This is a genomic window from Falsihalocynthiibacter sp. BN13B15 (genome assembly GCF_041205415.1).
Taxonomy (GTDB): domain Bacteria; phylum Pseudomonadota; class Alphaproteobacteria; order Rhodobacterales; family Rhodobacteraceae; genus Falsihalocynthiibacter; species Falsihalocynthiibacter arcticus.
The window spans coordinates 463,683-484,904 of the sequence record NZ_JBGFCE010000001.1 but is presented as its reverse complement, the minus strand read 5'-3'; the positions used below and the strand labels follow the sequence as shown (position 1 = coordinate 484,904).

The window sequence follows — 21,222 nt, the reverse complement described above, 5'->3', positions numbered from 1 at the left end:
ATTTTGGAGAGGGGTGCGCGATTTTGCGCAGGATCAATAGCGAATAGGCCGCAGCTTGCCTAGCGTCGGCGTCGGTTCGAGATATTTGTGCTTATGATCATGCCGACGCGTATATCGACATCTCTGCCCCTTGGGAAGAATAAATTTCCGTTAAGCTTTAAGGCGGTAGCCTTTGGCGAACCAAACCCAACACAGAGCCATCACTGCCAATGTCGCCGCCGTACACACAACAAGACCAAGCCACGGCGTTTGGGTATGGCCGATCACGCCATAACGCGCACCATCAATTAGGTAATAGACCGGATTGGCGCGGGTGATGGTTTGAATGAGCGGCGGCAGGGTGTCGATGGTGTAAAATGTCCCCGAAAGAAACGCGAGGGGGGTGACGATAAAATTGGTGATCGCAGCCATTTGATCGAATTTATTGGAATAGATTCCGGCCACAATTCCCACGGCGCCCATCATGGAACTGCCAAGGAAAACAAAGACAAGAGCCCAAATCGGATGCTGAATTTCAATTCCGAGGAAAAAGAGCATGCCAAGTCCAATCGCGACGGCAACCATCATTCCGCGCACCACTGATCCCGCCATATAACCAAGGAGAAGTTCGAGGGCAGACAGTGGCGGCATGAGGGTGTCGACGATATTCCCCTGCACTTTTGAGACTACAATTGACGAGGAGGTATTGGCGAAAGCATTCTGGATGACGGTCATCATCAGGATACCGGGCGCGAGGAAATGCAGGAACGGCACCCCTGCGATATCGCCGCGCGTTGGGCCGATTGCGACGCTGAAAATGGCCAAGAAAAGGGCGGCCGTTACGAGGGGGGCGAGAAGCGTTTGTGTCCAGACGACGACAAACCGGCGGGTTTCGCGGCGGGCAAGTGTTGCCATCCCCAGCCAATTGATGCGACCGAAACGGCGTTCTCCAAGGGTATTTTCGTTATGCACTGCCATTTTCCTTCAACTTATCGTAGCGATTCACGTGGATTCCGACTCTGTGCCTTGTATCCCGTGTCAGGGTGTTTAAAATAGAGGGAGAATAGAATTCTTTCAGGCTGCAGGTGCGGGCCATTCTTGGTGCGCGCGTAGCCCTACTTAAGGAACAGATATGTCCTGGACAGATGAGCGCGTAGAGACCCTCAAAAAGATGTGGGGCGAAGGACAATCTGCGAGTCAGATTGCTAAAGAACTTGGTGGCGTGACGCGCAATGCCGTTATCGGCAAAGTGCACCGTTTGGGTCTGTCTAATCGCACGACCACAGCGAAAACCACACCCGAGAAGAAAGCCGCCCCCGCGAAACCTGCGGCACGGACAAAAGCCGCCGAACCGCGCGTTGAGCCTAAAGTTGAGGCCAAGCCGGTGAGCCCCGAGCCGACGCGCCCGATCCCAATTCGCAAGGCCATCATTCCTGCGGGCCAACCCTTGCCGCCGCAACCCTCGGCAAATGAGATCAGCCCAGAAGCCATGGCCTCTGTGCGCGAAGTTGAGAAAACAGCGAAGAAGCTGACCCTCATGCAACTAACCGAGCGGACCTGCAAATGGCCAATTGGCGACCCTGCGACCGAAGAGTTTTGGTTCTGTGGTTTGGACACCAAGGCCGGCAAACCCTATTGCGAAGCGCATGTGGGCGTGGCCTTCCAGCCGATGAGCAGCCGCCGCGAGCGTCGCCGCTAGACAGTCGGAACAGTATTTTAAAAGGCGCCCGTTTGTGGCGCCTTTTTTATTTGCGTGATTAGTTTTGCCCTAGGAGTTTCAGCAATTCTTTGGTCGCGGTTTCTTCAAGAGTGCGCCGCGCCGCATCTTCTAGGCTCTCATCTTTTTTCTGCTTCACGCCAAGTTTTTTAATCGCATTGGCTTTTGCAGCTTTCTCAGCGTCTTTCAGCTTTTTCTCTAGAACCGCTTTCTCCGCACTCAACTCCTGATTAACGATCGCCTCAAGATCGAGCGAAAAACGAAGGTCGGCCCATGGACCACGTATAAGCAACGGCACGCGAACCCCACCAGTCCCGTCAGGGGAAACAAGCGCGGTCGGCGTTAGGCGATAGACCAATAATTTCTGGCTCAGATTGGTTTTTCCACGCCCTTCCGCAATAAGCCCATTGGCCCTAAATGCGAGGTCGGTCCCCGACATAATCCCATCGGTGATATTAAATGTCGCATCAATACTTTCGAAAACGGTGCGCTGCCCCGTGCCTCGATACCCAAGATCCAAGGTGCGGATCATTTGCTCAACATCGACCCCCTTCAGGACGCCTTTCTGGACATTGATCGCGCCCTGCCCCGAGAGGCTCTTTACAATCGCATCCAAATTATTGCCGACCCCAAGGAATTTCACCCGAACGTCTGCCGGGCTTACCAAACGGTCAAAGTCAACGAGCGCCCCAAGAAGTTGGTCCGTCTGAACGCCCTTCATGGTTAAATCGCCGCCAACCGAAAGGCCACCACGCCCATTCACCACGAATTCACCCGCGAGATCACCGCCATAAGCTTTGACCTTTTTGAGATCAAAAACCGCCCTGCCTGCGTTCAACTTCATCAGGACTTGGCTAGGTCCAAATTCAACGACACCAAGATCAAGAGACGTCGCCGTCAATGAAATTTCCGCGTCTACTGCAGAGAGGCCTGAGACATCAATTGGAGCCGTCGACCATCCGCCGGAGTTTGCGGTCAGACTTGTCTGGCTTTGTGTGCTCGCCCCTTGAAGCTCAGGGAGGCTCAAGTCTTGGGCGGTAAATATCCCTTTAATGACGGGCCGATCTTTGCCAGCTTTAAAATCAATATCCCCACGCAGAACTTGGGTTCCGATCTTATACTCGCCACCCCGCACATATGTTGCCCCATCCGGAGTGCGAACAAGTTTCCCCTTCATGCTTAGGGCTTTGGGACCCGCGTTGTTCCCCGCATTTATCGCGTTCAAAAGGGGCGATCCTGCGGCAATTGAGGCCACCAAATCTCCGTCCATAACCAGTCCGGACAAACCGAGCTTGCCCGTATAGGAAATTTTGGCGCCCCCTAACGACGCGGTTGTGTCCAAAGTGGCAATATCGCCCAGCAAAAAGCCCATCGGACGATCCAAACCCGCCTGAACGTCCAGACTGGCCCCTTTGTATTGTCCGCTCAAAGACACCCGGATTTCCCCGTCAGATTCGGGGAAACGCGCTTCAAAGTTTACGTCACTGAGAGATTCCCGCAGCCCTGAGGCATCGTCATAAAAATGAATCTCTCCGTCTTTAATGCCTGCGTATTCAACAGTAACGCGCCGCGGTCCGCTTGAGGGCGCTTTCGCCACTTGGGCCGTTGCCGCCGCCGTGGGTTTTCCAGAAAAGTCCCAGTTTTTTCGACCATCTTTTGCCACCGACAACCGAATGTTGGGTTGCAGGATTTTAATGTCTCTAAACTCAAAATTTCCCTGCAGCAGGGGCAATAACTCCACCCCAATCGTCAGGCCCTCGGCCGTGAGCAACGGCGCGTCTTCGGCCCAAGGCGCGTTCGCAACCGCGATGGGGCCCGTCGTTACCGAAAGGCGGGGGAATATTTTGGTCGTCACGTCGCCCGAGAGGGTCACTTCGCGGCCCGTAAATTCCGCAATCTGCCCGGCGGCGATTTCAGCGAGTTTCTTGCCGGGAATGAGGGCAATCGCGAAGACACCCAGCACAGCCAAAGTCGCAACAATCATGAAGGCTCTAAAAATCCACCGCATCGTTCACCTCACTTTTTTCTATTCCCTTTAATCTAGGGGGGATGGATGCATGAAACAATGGGCGCATCCTCCACTGCGCAACACAACAACGCGATATTGCTCCGTCGCGAACTCGGGTGTATAGCGCAGGGATGAGCCAGAATCCTCCAGAACTCCGCCCCGATCTCGCGCCCCGCGCGATCATCACCGATCCTATCCGCGCCGATCAGCCCAAAATTGGGATGGTCAGCCTTGGTTGCCCCAAGGCCCTTGTCGATAGTGAGCGGATTCTGACGCGTTTACGCGCCGAAGGATACGCGATTTCGCCAGATTATGCGGGTGCGGAAGCCGTGATTGTGAACACCTGCGGCTTCCTTGATAGCGCGAAAGCCGAGAGCCTTGAGGCCATCGGTGAAGCCCTTAAAGAAAACGGAAAAGTAATTGTTACCGGATGCTTGGGCGCGAACCCCGAGTATATCACGGGGGCGCATCCCAGCGTTTTGGCTGTGACAGGCCCGCATCAATATGAGCAGGTTTTGGACGCGGTGCACAGCGCTGTTCCGCCGAATCCAAATCCGTTCATCGATCTTTTACCCGCCCGTGGGGTTTCACTGACGCCGCGTCATTTCAGCTATCTCAAAATTTCTGAAGGGTGCAATCACAAGTGCAAATTCTGCATTATCCCTGACATGCGCGGCAAGTTGATGAGCCGCCCAGCCCATGCGATTCTTCGCGAGGCTGAAAAGCTGGTGGAAGCGGGTGTTCGCGAACTTTTGGTGATTTCGCAAGATACCAGTGCATATGGTCTGGACAGAAAATACGATTTAAATCCGTGGAAAGACCGCGAAGTACGTAGCCACATCACCGATTTGGCGCGGGAACTTGGCGATATGGATGCGTGGATTCGCCTCCACTATGTGTACCCGTATCCCCATGTGCGCGATCTTATTCCACTGATGGCGGATGGGCTTATTCTGCCCTATCTCGACATTCCGTTCCAACATTCGCACCCCGATGTCCTGCGCCGCATGGCGCGTCCGGCAGCGGGAGCAAAAACCTTGGACGAGATCAATGCGTGGCGCGAAATTTGTCCTGACATGACTTTGCGCAGCACGTTTATTGTTGGTTTCCCCGGCGAAACGGAAGCGGAATTTGAGCATTTGTTAGAGTGGCTGGATGAGGCCCAACTCGACCGCGTTGGATGCTTTAAATACGAAGACGTTGCGGGTGCGCGCAGTAATGCCCTGCCCGATCACGTGTCGCCAGAAGTGAAAGAAGAACGCTGGCATCGGTTTATGGAAAGATCACAGGCCATTTCAGCCGCAAAGCTGGAGAAAAAAGTTGGATTTGTGCAAGAAGTCATCGTGGACGAAGTCGACGATGAAGCCGCGACATGTCGCACAAAGGCCGATGCTCCGGAAATTGACGGCAACCTGTTCATCGACGAAGGGTTTGAAAATCTGAAGCCGGGCGACATTGTCAAAGTCATGGTCGACGAAGCCAGCGAATATGATCTGTGGGGGACGCTGGTTAAAAACTAGCGCCTTTCTTGGAAGAAACTCTTGAGTAACTCTTCGGAATCACGCGCGCCAATTCCATCATATACTTCGGGTACGTGGTGCGCTTGGGAATGCGCGAATATACGTGGCCCGCGCTCGACCCCACCGGATTTGGGGTCACTCGCGCCGTAATATAAGCGCCGAATCCGTGCCGCTGAAATCGCCGCCGCGCACATTGGACAGGGCTCAAGGGTGACATAGAGGTCGCAAGCAGACAGCCGCTCAGACTTTAACAAGCGACACGCTTCGCGCAGAACGAGGATTTCCGCATGCGCGGTGGGATCACAATCCGCACGCGTCTGATTCCCTGCGACGGCCAAAACCTTCCCGTCGGGGCCAACCAACGCGGCGCCGACCGGTACCTCGCCACGAATGGCGGCCGATTTGGCTTCCAAAAGGGCCAGATTCATATAGCTTTGAAACGGTTGCATGCTGCTTTGTGCCTGTTTCGTCGCCACGTGCCAAGCGGCTTTCTATTTCCCAAATGGTGAGGTAAAGCGGGTCATGGAAAATTCTAGTGAAAAAACCGGCGAACGCATCGCCAAGATTATGGCTCGCGCAGGCGTCGCATCGCGCCGCGAAGTGGAGCGCATGATTGAAGCAGGCCGTGTCTCGGTGAACGGCAAGATTATTGAAAGCCCCGCGTTGAACGTAACGGGGGCGGACAAAATTTGCGTTGATGATCAGCCAATTTCCGAACCTGAACACGCCCGCCTCTGGCTCTATTACAAGCCGCTGGGCCTTGTGACATCCAATAGCGATGAAAAAGACCGTGAAACAGTTTTTGATACGTTGCCAGTCGAACTTGGCCGCGTTTTGAGTGTTGGTCGCCTCGATATCAACTCTGAAGGATTGCTCCTTCTGACCAACGACGGCGGGATCAAACGTAAGCTCGAGCTCCCTTCAACGGGCTGGCTGCGCCGCTATCGTGTGCGGGTAAACGGACGCCCAACGGAAGAGTCTTTGGCCCCCCTGCGCGCCGGAATCGTTGTTGATGGCGAAAAATTTCAGCCGATGAACGTTAGTTTTGACCGCCAACAAGGGGCCAATGCGTGGCTTACTGTATCGATTCGCGAAGGTAAAAACCGTGAAATTCGCCGTGCGATGGCCGCAGTTGACCTGACAGTAAACCGATTGTTGCGCGTGTCTTATGGGCCGTTTCGACTGGGCGAACTTAAGCCAGGCGATATCGAAGAAGTAAAAACACGCGTTCTTCGCGATCAACTTGGCCAAGAGCCTTTGGCCGATGAAGATGAAAAACCTCGTATCGTGCGCCAGCGCAAACCCGTCGGGAAAATGCCGCGTCACGGAACCGAGCTTGATGCTCCTGCCAGCAAAGGTCCACGGGGCGGCGGCAAACGCACGGGTAAACCTGCGGAGAAACGGTCCTTCCCCGATCGAAGCGGTGGAAAATCCGCGCCTTCCCGTCCGAGTGGTAAACCGCACGGAAAACCGCGTGGCAGGTAAGCCCTAAAGGGCCTGTATCCACCCATTTTTTGTGGAGCCATTCCCTTTAACGACCTCAATTCTCTGGCGAAGGCTCGCCGGAGATCACACTTATATTGAAAATACACTTTCAACTTTGGGGCCTTTTGCTATCATGAAGCCCTAAAGTGCTTTATAAAAAATAAATGTTTCCACACATCTCATCGAGGGACCCTATGGCAGAGACCGGACTTAAAAAGCTCTCATTTGTCATGCTTATCGCACTCGTCCTCTACGTGACTTTTTCGGGGGTGGTATAATGGCGCAGCGGTATGGTGGGCAATTTAGCCCCCAAGGTTCGTCTTCCCAGACGGATGCGCCCAATCCGTTCCGTGGTAAGAAGCCCGCACCCGCACGAGCACGGATTAACCTTTTGTTTGCCGCGCCTATTCCCCTTGCCATACTGGCGTTTTTCCGGTCGCCAGCAGAAATGGCGGCGTCCCTTCTCGCTGTCGCGCTACTTCTTGGGGCCGCTTGGTTGACCCGCGAGGGTGTCGCTGCGCAAGTAGCCTATGAAGCGAGAAGTGTTGCCCGCCGCCCCGCCTTTCCCCGAAAGTTATTTGCGGCAATCTTAATGGGCGTAGGCCTGTCCGTCGCCGGATTCGCAAGCGCAAGCGCCTTGTCGGCTGTGATAATATTTGGGGTCCTTGGCTCTATTCTGCATTTATCGTCTTTTGGATTAGACCCAATGAAGGACAAAGGCGCGGATGGGGTCGACCTGTTTCAGCAAGACCGCGTTGCACGTGTTGTCCAAGAAGGTGAAAGCTATTTGACGAGCATGGATGCCGCCATCAAGCGTACAGAGGACCGCCGATTGATCGCTCAAGTCCAAGACTTTGCGGACGTTGCCCGCCAATTGTTTAGAACCGTGGAAGAAGACCCGCGTGATTTAACGTCGGCGCGAAAATTCATGGGCGTTTATCTAAAGGCTGCACGCGACGCGACCATCAAATTTGCCGACATCTACAACCGCAATCAAAACCAAACAGCCCGCGAGGACTATGAGGGGTTGCTAGAATATTTAGGCGACAATTTTGCTGCACGCATTTCAAAACTGCTCGAGGACAATACCGTCGACCTAGATATTGAAATTGAGGTTCTTCGTGAGCGCCTTGCTCGCGAAAATTTGTAACGAGGAAATTTTATGACCGAAACTATTCGCAAAGAAGCCGAAAAAGCCAAGCCATTGGTTGATGAAGTTGTGGCCATTGAATTGCCAGAGCCCAAGACCGATCTGGTGCCGCTCAAGGCCGCCCCCGCCCCCATTGCCGCTGAAATCCAACGCCGCATGGACGAGTTGGATATGAGTGATACGGGATCGATCGTGAATTTCGGGTCCTCAGCCCAAGCCGAACTTCAGGTCATCAGCCAAGCCATGTTGGCGGATGTTAAAAATAAGGACGTGGGTCCTGCAGGCGACAGTTTGAGTGGAATCGTCTCGGCAATTCGTGGCTTTAGCGTTTCCGAACTGGATGTCCGCCGCAAGCGAAGCTGGTGGGAAAGAATCACGGGCCAAGCCGCACCTTTTGCCCAATTCCTTGCACAGTTTGAAGACGTACAGGGCCAGATCGATAAAATCACCGACGACCTATTGGCACATGAACACACGCTCCTCAAAGACATCAAATCTCTGGATCAGCTTTATGGAAAAACGTTAAATTTCTATGATGAGCTTGGGTTGTATATCACTGCTGGAGCGGAAAAACTGGAAGTTTTGGACGGTACCGATATTCCCAAGAAAGAGGGTGAAGTAACCGCCGCGGACCCCGAACACGCCGTTATGGTTGCGCAAGAACTGCGCGATTTACGATCTGCGCGTGACGACCTTGAGCGCCGCGTGCATGACCTCAAGCTCACGCGTCAAGTTACGATGCAAAGCCTTCCGTCCATTCGGCTTGTGCAAGAAAACGACAAATCTTTGGTCACGAAAATCAACTCGACATTGGTGAACACAGTTCCCCTTTGGGAAACGCAACTGGCGCAAGCCGTTACGATTCAACGCAGCAGCGAAGCCGCGCATGCAGTGCGTGACGCCAATGATTTAACCAATGAATTACTCACCTCCAATGCAACCAATTTGCGTCAAGCGAACACGGTCGTCCGCAAGGAAATGGAGCGCGGTGTGTTTGATATTGAAGCAGTTAAGATCGCCAACCAAGAGCTTATTGGTACGATTAACGATAGCCTCGCGCTTGCGGACGAAGGGAAACGGCGCCGTGCGGAGGCCGAAGTTGAACTTATCAAAATGGAAAAAGACCTCAAGGAAACTTTGGCAGCCGCGAAATCACGTGACGACGGTACGGGGCATCAAATTGGGGCGGCTGTCGGAAGCGAATGAGGCTTAAAGCTCCGATAAAACTGGCAATGTTCGTCATCGGCCTCTCGCTCCTTTTGGGGTGCGAGGCAGACGTGGTGTCAAGCAAGCCACCGGAGCCTAAACCGGTCGCGCCACCCAAAGGGCGGTCAGAGTTAAGTCAATTCTACCTGAATAGCTTTAGCCGGCTGCAAGATGACTTTCTTGTGAAAGGGCTTTTGCGGACAGATGGCGGCGGTGTGGATGTGGCGTTTACTGCCAACGATCTGGCCGAAAACTTCATGAAAATCGCTTTTTTTGCGGAGTTTTCCATGGTCAACGGACGGCTCGTGGCACAGGAAGTCGCTTTCCCGATGCGTCGTTGGCAAAATCCCGTGGTCATAAACGTTATCCTTGGTGAAACCCTAACAGAGTCCCAACAACGCGCGGATCAAGCGGAAGTTAAGCGTTTTGCAAGCCGTTTGGAGCGCGTAACCGGCCATCCGATTCAAATGGGATCACGGCAATCGGCCAACTTATTTGTATTGATCTTAAACGAAGATGAACGCCTCGCGGCGGGCCCATTGTTGCGGGAAATCATCCCAGAAATTTCGAACGTCGATATACAAGCCCTTACCCAAATTACGAAAAATGACCTGTGTATCGCGCAATCCTACAGTGAGGGGCATGCCTCCAAATACATCGGGCGCGCGCTTGTGATCATTCGGGACGAACATCCTGACCTCCTGCGCAAATCCTGTATTCACGAGGAAATCGCACAAAGCCTCGGCCTTTCAAATGACAGTGACGCTGCGCGCCCCTCCATTTTCAACGACGACGAAGAATTTGGACTTTTAACCACGCATGATGAATACCTTTTGCGCATTCTCTATGATCCGCGCCTTACCCCCGGAATGGATGCGCAAACAGCCCGCCCGATTGTCGATCAAATTGCCCGCGAGCTGATGGCCCCCGAAACACCTGAAAAGATTGGAAGAATATAATGGGAATTTTTGATTTTTTAACGGGTGAGTTTATTGACGTCATTCAATGGACGGATGACACGCGTGACACAATGGTTTGGCGTTTTGAACGGGAAGGTCACGAGATAAAATACGGGGCAAAGCTGACGGTGCGTGAAGGTCAATCGGCGGTTTTCATCCACGAAGGCCAAATGGCGGATGTGTTCACCCCCGGGCTTTATATGTTGGAAACCAACAACATGCCCGTGATGACAACGCTTCAACACTGGGATCATGGGTTTAAAAGCCCGTTCAAATCCGAAATCTATTTCGTAAATACAACGCGCTTTAACGACCTTAAATGGGGCACCAAAAACCCGATTATGTGTCGGGACCCCGAATTTGGCCCTATTCGCCTGCGTGCCTTTGGAACCTATTCAATTCGCGTGACGGACCCTGGGGTATTCCTGCGTGAAATCGTTGGGACGGACGGCGAATTTACGATGGATGAAATTAGCTTCCAAATTCGCAATATCATTGTTCAGGAATTTAGTCGCTCCATCGCGGGCTCTGGCATTCCTGTCCTCGATATGGCCGCAAACACTGGCGACCTGAGTAAGCTTGTTGCAGCCCAAATCAGCGCAACGCTGGCGGAATACGGCCTCTCGATCCCCGAACTTTACATTGAGAACATCAGCCTCCCGCCCGCCGTCGAAGCGGTTTTGGACAAACGCACCTCTGTTGGACTCGCGGGCGACTTGGGGAAATACACGCAATTTTCCGCCGCTGAAGCCATGACCACGGCGGCCCAAAACCCCGCAGGCGGCGGTATGGCCGCTGGACTTGGTGCGGGCATGGGCATGGCGATGGCGAGCCAATTTGCTGGACCATGGGGCGCGCATACTGTGCAGGCAGCGGCGCCCGCGACTCCCCCGCCCGCGCCGGTTGAACACGTGTGGCATACGGCAAACAATGGCGAGACATCCGGCCCGTTTTCGCGGGCAACAATGGGACGCATGGCACAGGACGGGCAACTCACGCGCGAGACATTTGTTTGGACTGCGGGGCAAGACGGGTGGAAAAAGGCTTCTGAAATTGGGGCGCTCGCCACTTTGTTCACCATAATGCCCCCTCCCCCTCCTGGTGCTGAATAGTCAGAGAATCGGAGCGTTTCGCGTTATGAATACCATTGAGAATACGCCTCAAGAGGAGCACCTATTTCCGTGCGAAAACTGTGGGGCAGACCTGAGGTTTTCCCCCAAAACAGGTGTGCTCACATGCAATCAATGCGGCTTTCAAGAAGACCGTGTGGAGCCCAAAACGACCATTCTTGAATTGGATTTCAAATCTGCTTTGGCAGATGCGCTGCCATCCGCCGAGATCGAAGAGAACCGCGTCACAAGTTGCCCCAATTGCGGCGCGCAGGTGGGGTTTGACGGAGAAAACCACGCATCCGAGTGCCCTTTTTGCGCCACTCCGGTTGTTGTTGATACTGGTTCTCACCGTCAGATTAAGCCAAGTGCTGTCCTCCCGTTTCAACTCGAAGAAACAACCGCCCACGATGCGATGTCAGCATGGCTTGGGCGGCTGTGGTTCGCTCCGAATGGACTAAAAGCATATGCAAGAAAAGGGCGGAGAATGCAGGGAATATACGTTCCCTACTGGACATTTGATGCAGATACTAAGTCGCGGTATCGGGGGCAACGCGGAACGGAGTATCAGACAACATCGACTCATTTTGAAAATGGGAAAAAAGTTCAACGCACTGTAACCAAGGTTCGATGGAGCCCAGTATCAGGTCGCGTTTCGCGCCTTTTTGATGATGTTTTGGTGCTCGCCAGTAAAGCTTTGCCGACCCGTTATACACAGGCGTTGGAGCCATGGGATCTTAGCGGATTGGAACCGTTTCAAGCGTTTTACCTCGCTGGCTTCAAGGCAGAAGGTTACTCAATCGACTTGGAAAATGGATTCTCGTTTGCGCGAGAGAAAATGGATCGCCAGATTTTACGCGATGTGAAGTTTGATATCGGCGGGGATCGCCAACAGGTTGGCGCAATCGAAACCTCCGTTAGCGACGTAACTTTTAAACACATTCTTCTACCGGTTTGGCTCGCAGCCTATAAGTATCAAGGCAAAACATACCGTTTTGTTGTAAATGGTCAAACTGGCCGCGTAGAAGGCGAGAGGCCATATTCGGCATGGAAAATCGCGTTTTCAGTCCTTTTGGCCTTGGGGCTCGCCGCCGTTTTTGGGTATTTTTACGCGCAGTCGACCTAACGCATTACTAACCTTAGACACAGATTTTAAGTCGAGGTGTTTTCCCAAAGGGTAATTGTGACTGAGCAAGCCTTAAGGGACTATTTTCAATCAACTTTTTTGGTGGGGCGTAACCCTACTCAAATTCATATTGTTCAGAAGGTTGATTTCACGGTCTATTTCCACGCCCAGAGACCTGTGCTCTTTTCGACGGCATCGTTGAGTAGCCCAGCTTACTACATCGTTTCACTCGCCAGATTTCATTTGTGCCGCCACGAGGGTTTCAGACAAGAACTAACCAATGCCTTAATCCAACACCACAGCAGCCTTAAACTTGTCCGAAAAGTTTCGCCGCTTCGTCATTCTCGTATCCATTCATTCGTGTTGGATACACCTTAGCACGCGGTCCAGTTTTGCCGGACCACTTCAGTGGCCCAAGGTCGGCGGAAAGTGTACATTTACCCCAAGGGCTGCGGTCAGCCTGGAGGCAACTTGGAGCGCAGGTAAGTTGGCGTAAAACTTATACCACAATCGAACGCATTTAGGCAAAGACCGATGGGTTTATGAGAAACATTTATTGCTTACTAATTCAGGAAAAAACCGGCTCACATTTTTACTGTTGCCCAATAATTAATTGGACAACAGTTTGTTTGTTTTCGAACTAAAAATCTTCCCAACTCTCAGCTGTTGAGGAAAGCACTTGGCCTCCATTCCCCACCATTCTTACATTCGCCGTTGGTTTTTCAGTTGGCTTTTGAGCTTCATTTTTTTGCATTTGAGGTGGTCTTCGAGCGGCCTCCCCCTCGCGAGATAAAAGGAATTGGGCCATAGTCGTCGCGAGGTTCTCAGCCTCGCTGGTCAATGCGTGACTTGCGGCAGTCGTTTCTTCAAACATTGCAGCGTTCTGTTGGGTGACCTGATCCAGTTGGTTGACCGCGATGTTTATTTCCGCAAGACCTCGAGATTGTTCATCTGCTGATACAGCAATTTCTCCTACATGTGTCGAAATTTCAGACACGCGATCAAAAATCCCCCTCAATGCATCACCCGTTTGGTCAACGAGTTGCACACCTCGTTTCACATGCCCCTCACTGGCTGAAATGAGAGCATTAATCTCGCTTGCGGCTTGTGACGACCGTTGAGCAAGATCACGCACTTCGGTTGCCACAACTGCGAATCCTCGACCTGCATCGCCCGCATTCGCCGCCTCAACACCTGCGTTCAGTGCCAAAAGGTTTGTTTGAAAGGCAATCTCGTCAATTACCGAAGTAATCTTTGAAATCTGTTGTGAAGAGCTTGCAATTTCGCTCATCGCTGCGACTGCTTCACGAACCACTTCACCGCTGGCCTCCGCATTATCACGCGCTTCGATTACCATTTTCCGCGCGATACCTGCCCCTTCCGCCGCTGAACTCACTGAAGATGTCATTTCATCAAGTGCTGCCGCGGTTTGCTCAAGGGTTGCTGCCTGGGTTTCGGTACGGCGAGAAAGGTCGTCTGCCGCCTTGGAGATTTCGTTGGTTTCCCCCCGGATCATTTCAGAATTTTCAACAACACTCCCCATGGCTTTTCGCAAGGCGTCAATCGCTTCATTGAAGTCACTACGGAGTTGCTCGTACTGTGGTGAAAACTCTATTTCAATTGATGCTGTTAGGTCACCTTTGGACAAACTATTGAGACCCGCTCGTAGACCCTCGACAACCGCATCCTGTTCTTTCGTTGAAGCCTTACGCTGCTCTTCCGCTCTTTGGATTTCCCGTTGTGTGGTTGTGACATCTGTACCGATAAAAACCAGACGGTTCACGTTTCCTTGGCGACCAGTTACAGGGCTAAAGCTTCCGTCGAAGATAAGATTTTCGCCAGATGGGATGCCGCACTCAAACTGTCCAAAAAATGGCTTACCTTTAGAAAGCGCGGGCCAGTAATCTCTTTCTTCTGCAGAAGCCTCCAAATTCTCGGAAAAAACATCGCGGCAATGATGCCCGAGAAGTTGAGTTTCCTCACTCCCGTAAGATCTGCAAAAATTATCGTTAGCTTTTACCAGTTCTCCGGCGGCGTTAAATTCCACACGCACTTGACTGGAATCTAACGATGTAAGGATCGCCTGATTCAGCCGTTCTTCCGTTACATCTTTCCATTCAATGACTCGACCAATCGAGATTCCATTAACGTCAACGACATCGTTGATTGATTGTTCGACACGGGTTTCGCCCATGACAATGTCGGATATATGTGGAAGATTGTCTGAATCCTCCGGAATACTTTCCGCCCCGCTACCTTCTCCGTGAAAAATCGAGAAATGTTTACCAACAATTTCCGACGGATTTAGCTTTTTGAGTTTGCTGGAAAGGTTCTCTTGGTTTGCCATCATAATCTTCGAAAAGGCACTGTTAATGTAGTTAATCGTTAGGTCCTGATCTACCATCAGCATAGCAGAGGATGACGATTCAAATGCGGCCCCCTTAAACAAGCTCTCTCGAGACGTCGCTTCCGCCTCTAATAGAGTTGTCCTAAAGTCTTCGAGGGTTCGCGCGATGTCTCCGATTTCATCTTTGCGTTTGAGGTTTGGAACCTCGATTGTGTAATTTCCATGCGCAACATCATCCATCGCCGTGCGATGACGTACCAACGGCTTCGACAAAAAGCCGCGCAGCAAAATCGAAACAATGACAAGAGCAACAAGGAACACTATCCCTGCTATGAGGTTTGTCTTTTTTTGAAGATCCGCTATGTGTGAGATCGCTGGATCCGGGCTCCAGAGCATAGCGACAACACCTACCACGCTGCTGTCCTTTCCAAATAGCGAAGGGACCGCCACGTAAAACCCATCACCAGCAGTCTCGATTTCACCGGTTTCCATTGCTTTTGTCGCTAAGTTTTTGAGGTCTGAAACTAAAGCTTCTTGTCCCAAATATGTATACAAGACCTCCCCTTTTGCATCCAGAACGATAGCTTCCAACGCGGAGTCGCCAGAGGACTGAACCGCTCCCTGGATGATCGTTTCTAGAGCCTGCGGGTTTGCAAACCTTATCGAGCCCGCACTTTGAACTGCCGAAAAGGATGTGAGATTTATTGCGAGTTCCTTTGTATTTTCTCGAGCAACATTGTACTGAGCATCCAGAGATAACGCCGTCATTGTGCCGGCAACAGCGGCGGTGCAAAGGGCAACAATTGCGGAGACCCTAAAGAAAACCGTTCGCGTGGTGCCCTTAAGGTTCTTAAAAATAGATATCACTTTCATACCGGTTTCCTCATTGAGACGATCTATTGGGGAAGTGCATGACGCTAGACGACCTAACTGCGCACTCTTGCCTTTTTGCTAATGGGAAACTCTTACAAGAAATTTAAAACTGGTCGTTTTTTTTGCCCAGCTTGAAAATAATTTCATTCAAATTGAAGTCATTCTTCTTCAAACTCTTACTTTTCACAACAAATCCAAACACCTAGCGCCATGGGGCATATACTTTACGGTTTTAAAAGGAAAACTCTAGGTTTCCCTTGCAACCTCTGAAACAAGCATAGACAAATTAGGCGCGCCCGAATTGGCGCTTGTTGGTGTACTTAAGGGCATGAAAAGGCTCACATGGTTAAGAACATACAAAAGGGATCGGCCCTTTCTCTAAAGAGTAAATATGATCTGCGCACGCAATTTGGCGCTATCTGCTATCGCGTTGCGAATGGAAAAATCCAGATACTCTTGATCACGAGCCGACGCTCTCGCCTGTGGATTGTTCCCAAAGGCTGGCCAATCAACGGAAAAACACCTGCTCAATCGGCCGCCATTGAGGCGTGGGAAGAAGCGGGCGCGATCGGCGTTATGGGTGACGCTTGTATCGGCTTGTATTCGCATACTAAAAAGGCAACTAAGGGCGAAATCCTTCCGGTTATGGTTTCCCTTTTTGCCTTACAGGTGAAGCGTACCGCGAAAAAGTTTCCCGAAAAAAGCCAGCGCAAACGTAAATGGGTGAGCCGTAAGAAGGCAGCAAGTATGGTTTCTGACCCCGAACTTGGAAAAATTCTGCGCGGTTTCACGCCAGAAAATTTCTAAATGCGGATTCAGGTGTTGGTTGGAGAAATTCACAAGGTCATGTTAACCTTGTTACGGCAAAACTAGTTTGCACATAGCTTGAAAGGCCCGAAATGATCCGCTTTGCCCTGAAATGCGACCACGACCACTGTTTTGAGAGCTGGTTTCAATCTGGTTCAGCATTTGACAAGGTCAAATCGGCGGGGATGGTGTCGTGCCCAGCCTGCGGCTCAACGGATGTCGTTAAAACTTTGATGTCCCCTCAGGTTCAAACAACGCGCAAGGCCTCAAAGGAGGGTGACACTCCACATCCAGCCTCTGAGACCCTTTCGCCCCCTCCAGATCAATCTGAGTTTATCCAAACACCGTCAAAAGAACTTGAGGCCAAAATTGCCGCACTTAAGGCCCATGTCGAGGCCACCTCAGACTACGTTGGCAAGAATTTCGCCAAAGAAGCGCGCGCGATGCATGAGGGTGACACCCCAGAGCGCACAATCTATGGCGAGGCAAATATGGCAGAAGCCCTGTCGTTAATCGAAGACGGCATAAGCGTGGCTCCCCTCCCCTTTATTCCCGCGCGTAAGACAAATTAGGGGCAAACGGCGCTCATTTGGCATAATAATCGACACGGAACGCCCCTTCTGACCCTTCCCCGCTTGCGCTGAACCAAACTTCCTCCTAAGACACCAGCGGTTTAACCCTAAAGGAGCATCCATGCCTCTTCTGGTCATGAAATTTGGCGGCACGTCCGTTGCCACCCTCGATCGCATCCGCCGCGCCGCAAAGCGTGTTGGCGTCGAAGTCGCGAATGGCTATGACGTCATCGTCATTGTTTCGGCGATGTCCGGCAAAACGAATGAGCTTGTCGGGTGGGTTCGCGAGACCTCCCCTATGTTTGACGCGCGTGAATATGATGCCGTTGTCAGTTCGGGCGAGCAGGTCACGGCGGGGCTTATGGCCCTCACGCTTCAGGAAATGGATGTTCCGGCGCGCAGTTGGCAAGGCTGGCAAGTTCCGGTCAAAACGACGTCTGCGCATAGCGCCGCCCGCATCGAAGACATTCTCACCGAGAACATCAACGGCAAATTCGCCGAAGGAATGCGCGTTGCAGTTGTTGCTGGCTTTCAAGGCGTGAGCCCTGAGGGGCGGACGACGACGCTTGGACGCGGAGGTTCGGACACAACGGCTGTGGCGTTTGCTGCGGCCTTTGGCGCGGAGCGCTGCGATATTTATACCGATGTGGATGGTGTCTATACCACCGATCCCCGCATCAGTTCCAAGGCGCGCAAACTTGACAAAATCGCCTTTGAAGAAATGCTCGAATTGGCTTCGCTGGGCGCCAAGGTCCTTCAGACCCGCTCTGTCGAACTGGCCATGCGCTATAAAGTGAAATTGCGCGTCCTTTCGAGCTTTGACGAACAAACAGACACATCCGGCACCCTAGTGTGCGACGAGGAGGAAATCATGGAAAGCAATGTAGTATCTGGCGTCGCCTATAGTCGCGACGAAGCTAAAATGACCTTGATTTCGGTTGCTGACCGTCCGGGTATTGCCGCCGCGATCTTTGGGCCACTGTCCGAAGCGGGCGTCAACGTCGATATGATTGTTCAGAACATATCCGAGGAAGGCCGTACGGATATGACCTTCTCCTGTCCTACCGAAGACGTCCTGCGGGCCGAAAACGCGATGGCGACAGCCAAGGCTGCGGGCCACATCAATTATCATGATTTGGTCGCGGACACGGATGTCGCGAAAGTCAGTGTCGTTGGCATAGGTATGCGCTCACACGCGGGTGTCGCCGCCAAAATGTTTGGCGCACTCAACTCTGAGGGGATCAATATTAAGGTCATCACAACCTCCGAGATCAAAATATCTGTGCTGATTGACCGAAAATATATGGAACTTGCGGTCCAAGCCCTGCATGATGTTTTTGAACTGCACAAATCACCATAATTAAGGGGCCAAATGCCCAATTTATCAGGAAAGTCTACCCAAAGTGAGAGCCGAAAGCTGCTTGGGCGGCTTCGCGAGGCATTGGCAGAGGATTCCGAAGGTCAAAAACGCCTCGACCGGATCACGAGTTTAATCGCGGATTCGATCGCAACTGAAGTATGTTCGATCTATTTGTTTCGAGATCAAGACACTTTGGAACTTTGCGCGTCCGAGGGCTTGAAAGCGGAAGCGGTCCACCAAACGCGGCTACGCCTCGGCGAAGGCCTCGTGGGGCGCGTGGCCAAAAGCGGCAGCATCGTCAACTCAGCCAACGCCCCCAGCGAGCGTGGGTTTCGCTTTATGCCAGAAACGGGGGAGGAGATTTACTCCAGTTTCCTTGGGATTCCAGTGCAGCGTTTGGGGGAAACACTCGGGGTTTTGGTTGTCCAATCCAAAGACGCTCGGAGCTATTCGGAAGACGAAGTTTACGCCTTAGAAGTTGTGGCAATGGTTCTCGCTGAAATGGCCGAACTTGGGGCCTTCGTGGGCGACGGCGCAGCCCTCTCGGCTCGCCATCAACACCCGGTTATGATCCGCGGCGGCGTCGGCCAAGAAGGCACCGCAGTTGGCAATGTCTACTTGCACGAGCCGCGCGTCGTGGTCACAAACCCAATTGCCGACGACCCGCAGGCCGAAGAAATACGTCTGGATGCGGCCGTAGATACATTGCGCGTCTCCGTGGACGAATTGCTACTCGGTGCGGTACAAGGGGACAAAGAACAGTTGCAGGTTCTTGAAACCTACCGGATGTTCGCCAATTCCAAAGGGTGGATGCGGCGCATCAAGGAAGACATCTCGCGTGGACTATCCGCCGAAGCTGCGGTTGAAAAAGAACAGTCCACCGCCCGTACGCGGATGAGCCAAGTGCCTGACGCCTACTTGCGCGAGCGCTTGCACGATTTAGACGACCTCTCTAATCGGCTGCTTAGAATTCTAACGGGGCAAGGCAAAGATACCGGCGCGGAGATGCCACAAAATGCTGTGCTGGTCGCACGAAATATCGGCCCCGGTGAACTGCTGGAATACGGCAGATCGCTTCGCGGTATTGTCCTAGAAGAAGGGTCTGTGGGCAGCCACGCGACCATTATTGCCCGCGCCCTTGCGATCCCATTGATTATCAATGCAAGCCGCATCACGACCGAAGCCCTCAATGGCGATTATATCCTTGTGGATGGCGAGCAGGGTATCGTTCATTTGCGCCCAGACGATTCCGTCAAAGCAGCGTTTCATGACAAAATTGCAATGCAAACAACCGCTGCGGAGCGCTATTCGTCCATCCGCGACAAGCCCGCAATAACGCTCGATGGCACTGAAATTCGTCTATCAATGAACGCAGGGCTGATGGCAGATTTGCCATCTCTTGAGAGTTCGGGCGCGCAGGGTGTCGGGCTTTTTCGTACCGAGCTGCAATTCCTCGTCCGCAATAAAATGCCGCGGCGTGGCGAGCTTGTTGAGCTGTATAAACGCGTCTTGAACGCGGCTGACGGGCAGCGGGTGAACTTCCGAACGCTTGATATTGGGTCTGACAAAGTGCTGCCCTATATGAAGCCACAGGATGAGCCAAACCCCGCGATGGGTTGGCGTGCAATCCGCCTTGGGCTCGACAAACCTGGCGTCATGCGCATGCAGTTGCAAGCCTTTATCCGTGCCTGCGAAGGACGCCCCTTGACGGTGATGTTCCCGTTTGTTGCGCAATTCGATGAGTATATTCAGGCGCGCGAGATTTTTGAGAAGGTACTCGAAAACGAAGCCCGTTTGGGACATATTCTTCCAGAGCGCGTCGAAATTGGCGCGATGCTGGAAACCCCTTCATTGGCGTTTGCGCCGGAGCAATTCTTTGAAATGTGCGACTTTATTTCCGTGGGCGGGAATGATCTCAAACAGTTTTTCTTTGCTGCCGACCGCGAAAACGAACGGGTTCGCAAACGCTATGACACGTTGAACGTAAGCTTTTTAAGTTTCTTGGAGGGGATCGTCGAACGCTGTGTTGCCTCGGGAACTTCTATATCCTTTTGCGGCGAAGATGCTGGTCGCCCTGTCGAGGCCCTTTGCTTTGCGGCTATGGGATTTCGCGCCCTCTCGATGCGCCCTGCTTCCATTGGTCCGGTGAAAAACCTGTTGCGGCGCGTTGACCTCGCGGAAGCAAAATCGGTTATCGACGCGGCACGCGCCTCTGGTGCGCAATCTGTTCGACCTGCCGTAGTAGAGTGGATCTCCAACCTTTAAGCTGGAAAACCAATATGTCTGGCGCCATTTTTTACGAGTATTTTTTGTTTGGAGATCGCCTGTGATTGGGCCTCTTATTTTTGCATCTATTGTCGCGGGTCTCGCGGCCATTGCAGCCCTGTTGAACGGCAGCACTCTCTTGGGTGCATTTATCGTTTATTCAGGAACAGGAGCGGTGACGGTACTTTGCGTCGCGCTCTTAATGTACACTTTGCCGCGACTGCGCAGACTTTTCGGTTTGCAAAACGACTAGACGTATTTGCAAACCTCCCCCCCACACCTATCCCACGCGCCCGACGTCAGCGAATAGCCCAGCACACGCGCAGGGTTGCTTGGTGCTGGCATGACAACATCTGGCAAGATGTCAAAGCCAAAGCGCTGATAATACGGCAGATCCCCGACAAGGAGCACCCGTTCCCAGCCTGCGACGCGTGCCAAATCAAGGCTGGTGCGCATCAGTAAGTCGCCCAAGCCTTCGCCCTGCCGAGTCGGATGAACCGCAATCGGGCCTAGGAGTAAGGCCGCCTTCGGGCCGACTAAAACGGGCCAGTACCGGATCGCCGCGGCAAGGGTGTTATCGGTGTCCCGCGCCACAAGGGAAAACTCTGCAACTTGCGAAACGCCTTCACGCAACCGGTAGGACGACAGCGCCTCGCGCCCCGGCGCAAAGCACAGATCGTAAAGCGCCTCAACTTCCCATAGGTCCGCTGGTTTTTCTTGCTCTATCCTGTACACGCGG

Annotated in this window: 18 protein-coding genes; 13 read left to right on the top strand and 5 right to left on the bottom strand. The window is 52.7% G+C overall.

Features of this window, described 5'->3' with window-relative positions; all coding sequences use genetic code 11:
- Positions 1-150: 150 nt before the first annotated feature.
- Positions 151-894 carry an ABC transporter permease gene (locus AB9F26_RS02370; protein ID WP_369757592.1) on the bottom strand — a complete coding sequence of 248 codons (744 nt, stop codon included), beginning with the start codon at positions 892-894 and terminating at the stop codon, positions 151-153.
- Between the two features lie 217 nt (positions 895-1,111).
- Here AB9F26_RS02370 and AB9F26_RS02365 point away from each other — a divergent pair, with 217 nt between their 5' ends.
- Positions 1,112-1,678, top strand: a complete 567-nt coding sequence (locus AB9F26_RS02365) for a GcrA family cell cycle regulator (protein WP_039002729.1) — start codon at positions 1,112-1,114, stop codon at positions 1,676-1,678.
- Between the two features lie 58 nt (positions 1,679-1,736).
- On the opposite strand, the gene AB9F26_RS02360 is transcribed toward AB9F26_RS02365, so the two are convergent.
- Entirely contained in the window at positions 1,737-3,680 is a 1,944-nt protein-coding gene (locus AB9F26_RS02360; protein ID WP_369767186.1) for an AsmA family protein, read from the bottom strand.
- Positions 3,681-3,835: 155 nt separating this feature from the next.
- Between AB9F26_RS02360 and rimO the strand changes: the two genes are divergently transcribed.
- The gene (gene rimO, locus AB9F26_RS02355) at positions 3,836-5,224 is read left to right on the top strand and encodes a 30S ribosomal protein S12 methylthiotransferase RimO (protein WP_335584985.1); all 1,389 of its coding nucleotides are present in this window, start codon (positions 3,836-3,838) and stop codon (positions 5,222-5,224) included.
- On the opposite strand, the gene AB9F26_RS02350 is transcribed toward rimO, so the two are convergent.
- Complete coding sequence (locus tag AB9F26_RS02350) at positions 5,221-5,673, bottom strand: nucleoside deaminase (RefSeq protein ID WP_335584986.1); 453 nt, start codon at positions 5,671-5,673, stop codon at positions 5,221-5,223. The two genes, rimO and AB9F26_RS02350, sit on opposite strands and share 4 nt — an antisense overlap.
- Before the next feature lie 73 nt (positions 5,674-5,746).
- Here AB9F26_RS02350 and AB9F26_RS02345 point away from each other — a divergent pair, with 73 nt between their 5' ends.
- The 6 genes from AB9F26_RS02345 (at position 5,747) to AB9F26_RS02320 (ending at position 12,259) form a co-directional block, all read left to right on the top strand.
- Complete coding sequence (locus AB9F26_RS02345) at positions 5,747-6,709, top strand: pseudouridine synthase (protein ID WP_369754983.1); 963 nt, start codon at positions 5,747-5,749, stop codon at positions 6,707-6,709.
- Between the two features lie 277 nt (positions 6,710-6,986).
- The gene (locus AB9F26_RS02340) at positions 6,987-7,859 is read left to right on the top strand and encodes a 5-bromo-4-chloroindolyl phosphate hydrolysis family protein (protein ID WP_369754984.1); all 873 of its coding nucleotides are present in this window, start codon (positions 6,987-6,989) and stop codon (positions 7,857-7,859) included.
- A 12-nt stretch (positions 7,860-7,871) separates the two neighbouring features.
- The gene (locus AB9F26_RS02335; protein WP_039002734.1) at positions 7,872-9,065 is read left to right on the top strand and encodes a toxic anion resistance protein; all 1,194 of its coding nucleotides are present in this window, start codon (positions 7,872-7,874) and stop codon (positions 9,063-9,065) included.
- A complete protein-coding gene (locus AB9F26_RS02330; protein WP_369767185.1) occupies positions 9,062-10,024 on the top strand; it encodes a DUF2927 domain-containing protein in 963 nt (320 codons plus the stop codon). The genes AB9F26_RS02335 and AB9F26_RS02330 overlap by 4 nt, the downstream gene beginning before the upstream one ends.
- Entirely contained in the window at positions 10,024-11,136 is a 1,113-nt protein-coding gene (locus tag AB9F26_RS02325) for an SPFH domain-containing protein (protein ID WP_369767184.1), read from the top strand. The genes AB9F26_RS02330 and AB9F26_RS02325 overlap by 1 nt, the downstream gene beginning before the upstream one ends.
- Positions 11,137-11,161: 25 nt before the next feature.
- Complete coding sequence (locus tag AB9F26_RS02320; protein ID WP_335584993.1) at positions 11,162-12,259, top strand: primosomal protein N' (replication factor Y) - superfamily II helicase; 1,098 nt, start codon at positions 11,162-11,164, stop codon at positions 12,257-12,259.
- 640 nt (positions 12,260-12,899) lie between these two features.
- Here the strand turns inward: AB9F26_RS02320 and AB9F26_RS02315 are convergent.
- Positions 12,900-15,479: a methyl-accepting chemotaxis protein gene (locus AB9F26_RS02315; protein ID WP_335584994.1), complete on the bottom strand. Its 2,580-nt coding sequence runs from the start codon at positions 15,477-15,479 to the stop codon at positions 12,900-12,902.
- Between the two features lie 342 nt (positions 15,480-15,821).
- On the opposite strand from AB9F26_RS02315, the gene AB9F26_RS02310 reads away from it, so the two are divergent.
- The 5 genes from AB9F26_RS02310 to AB9F26_RS02290 all read left to right on the top strand — a co-directional run bounded on the left by AB9F26_RS02310 (position 15,822) and on the right by AB9F26_RS02290 (position 20,736).
- Positions 15,822-16,286, top strand: a complete 465-nt coding sequence (locus AB9F26_RS02310; RefSeq protein WP_039003207.1) for an NUDIX hydrolase — start codon at positions 15,822-15,824, stop codon at positions 16,284-16,286.
- Between the two features lie 92 nt (positions 16,287-16,378).
- Positions 16,379-16,858, top strand: a complete 480-nt coding sequence (locus AB9F26_RS02305) for a DUF1178 family protein (protein ID WP_335584995.1) — start codon at positions 16,379-16,381, stop codon at positions 16,856-16,858.
- A gap of 121 nt (positions 16,859-16,979) precedes the next feature.
- Positions 16,980-18,218 (top strand): aspartate kinase, encoded by a 1,239-nt coding sequence (locus tag AB9F26_RS02300; RefSeq protein ID WP_335584996.1) that lies wholly within the window; start codon positions 16,980-16,982, stop codon positions 18,216-18,218.
- 12 nt (positions 18,219-18,230) lie between these two features.
- On the top strand, positions 18,231-20,483 hold the full coding sequence (gene ptsP / locus AB9F26_RS02295) for a phosphoenolpyruvate--protein phosphotransferase (protein ID WP_369767183.1): 2,253 nt from the start codon (positions 18,231-18,233) through the stop codon (positions 20,481-20,483).
- A 61-nt stretch (positions 20,484-20,544) separates the two neighbouring features.
- On the top strand, positions 20,545-20,736 hold the full coding sequence (locus tag AB9F26_RS02290) for a hypothetical protein (RefSeq protein ID WP_369767182.1): 192 nt from the start codon (positions 20,545-20,547) through the stop codon (positions 20,734-20,736).
- Here AB9F26_RS02290 and AB9F26_RS02285 read toward each other — a convergent pair.
- On the bottom strand, positions 20,733-21,218 hold the full coding sequence (locus AB9F26_RS02285) for a GNAT family N-acetyltransferase (protein ID WP_369767181.1): 486 nt from the start codon (positions 21,216-21,218) through the stop codon (positions 20,733-20,735). The genes AB9F26_RS02290 and AB9F26_RS02285 overlap by 4 nt on opposite strands.
- Positions 21,219-21,222: the final 4 nt, after the last annotated feature.

Coding starts and splice junctions, on each gene's coding strand:
- AB9F26_RS02370 (WP_369757592.1), bottom strand. CDS start 894: ATGGCAACACTTGCCCGCCGCGAAACCCGCCGGTTTGTCGTCGTCTGG.
- AB9F26_RS02365 (WP_039002729.1), top strand. CDS start 1,112: ATGTCCTGGACAGATGAGCGCGTAGAGACCCTCAAAAAGATGTGGGGC.
- AB9F26_RS02360 (WP_369767186.1), bottom strand. CDS start 3,680: ATGATTGTTGCGACTTTGGCTGTGCTGGGTGTCTTCGCGATTGCCCTC.
- rimO (WP_335584985.1), top strand. CDS start 3,836: ATGAGCCAGAATCCTCCAGAACTCCGCCCCGATCTCGCGCCCCGCGCG.
- AB9F26_RS02350 (WP_335584986.1), bottom strand. CDS start 5,673: ATGCAACCGTTTCAAAGCTATATGAATCTGGCCCTTTTGGAAGCCAAA.
- AB9F26_RS02345 (WP_369754983.1), top strand. CDS start 5,747: ATGGAAAATTCTAGTGAAAAAACCGGCGAACGCATCGCCAAGATTATG.
- AB9F26_RS02340 (WP_369754984.1), top strand. CDS start 6,987: ATGGCGCAGCGGTATGGTGGGCAATTTAGCCCCCAAGGTTCGTCTTCC.
- AB9F26_RS02335 (WP_039002734.1), top strand. CDS start 7,872: ATGACCGAAACTATTCGCAAAGAAGCCGAAAAAGCCAAGCCATTGGTT.
- AB9F26_RS02330 (WP_369767185.1), top strand. CDS start 9,062: ATGAGGCTTAAAGCTCCGATAAAACTGGCAATGTTCGTCATCGGCCTC.
- AB9F26_RS02325 (WP_369767184.1), top strand. CDS start 10,024: ATGGGAATTTTTGATTTTTTAACGGGTGAGTTTATTGACGTCATTCAA.
- AB9F26_RS02320 (WP_335584993.1), top strand. CDS start 11,162: ATGAATACCATTGAGAATACGCCTCAAGAGGAGCACCTATTTCCGTGC.
- AB9F26_RS02315 (WP_335584994.1), bottom strand. CDS start 15,479: ATGAAAGTGATATCTATTTTTAAGAACCTTAAGGGCACCACGCGAACG.
- AB9F26_RS02310 (WP_039003207.1), top strand. CDS start 15,822: ATGGTTAAGAACATACAAAAGGGATCGGCCCTTTCTCTAAAGAGTAAA.
- AB9F26_RS02305 (WP_335584995.1), top strand. CDS start 16,379: ATGATCCGCTTTGCCCTGAAATGCGACCACGACCACTGTTTTGAGAGC.
- AB9F26_RS02300 (WP_335584996.1), top strand. CDS start 16,980: ATGCCTCTTCTGGTCATGAAATTTGGCGGCACGTCCGTTGCCACCCTC.
- ptsP (WP_369767183.1), top strand. CDS start 18,231: ATGCCCAATTTATCAGGAAAGTCTACCCAAAGTGAGAGCCGAAAGCTG.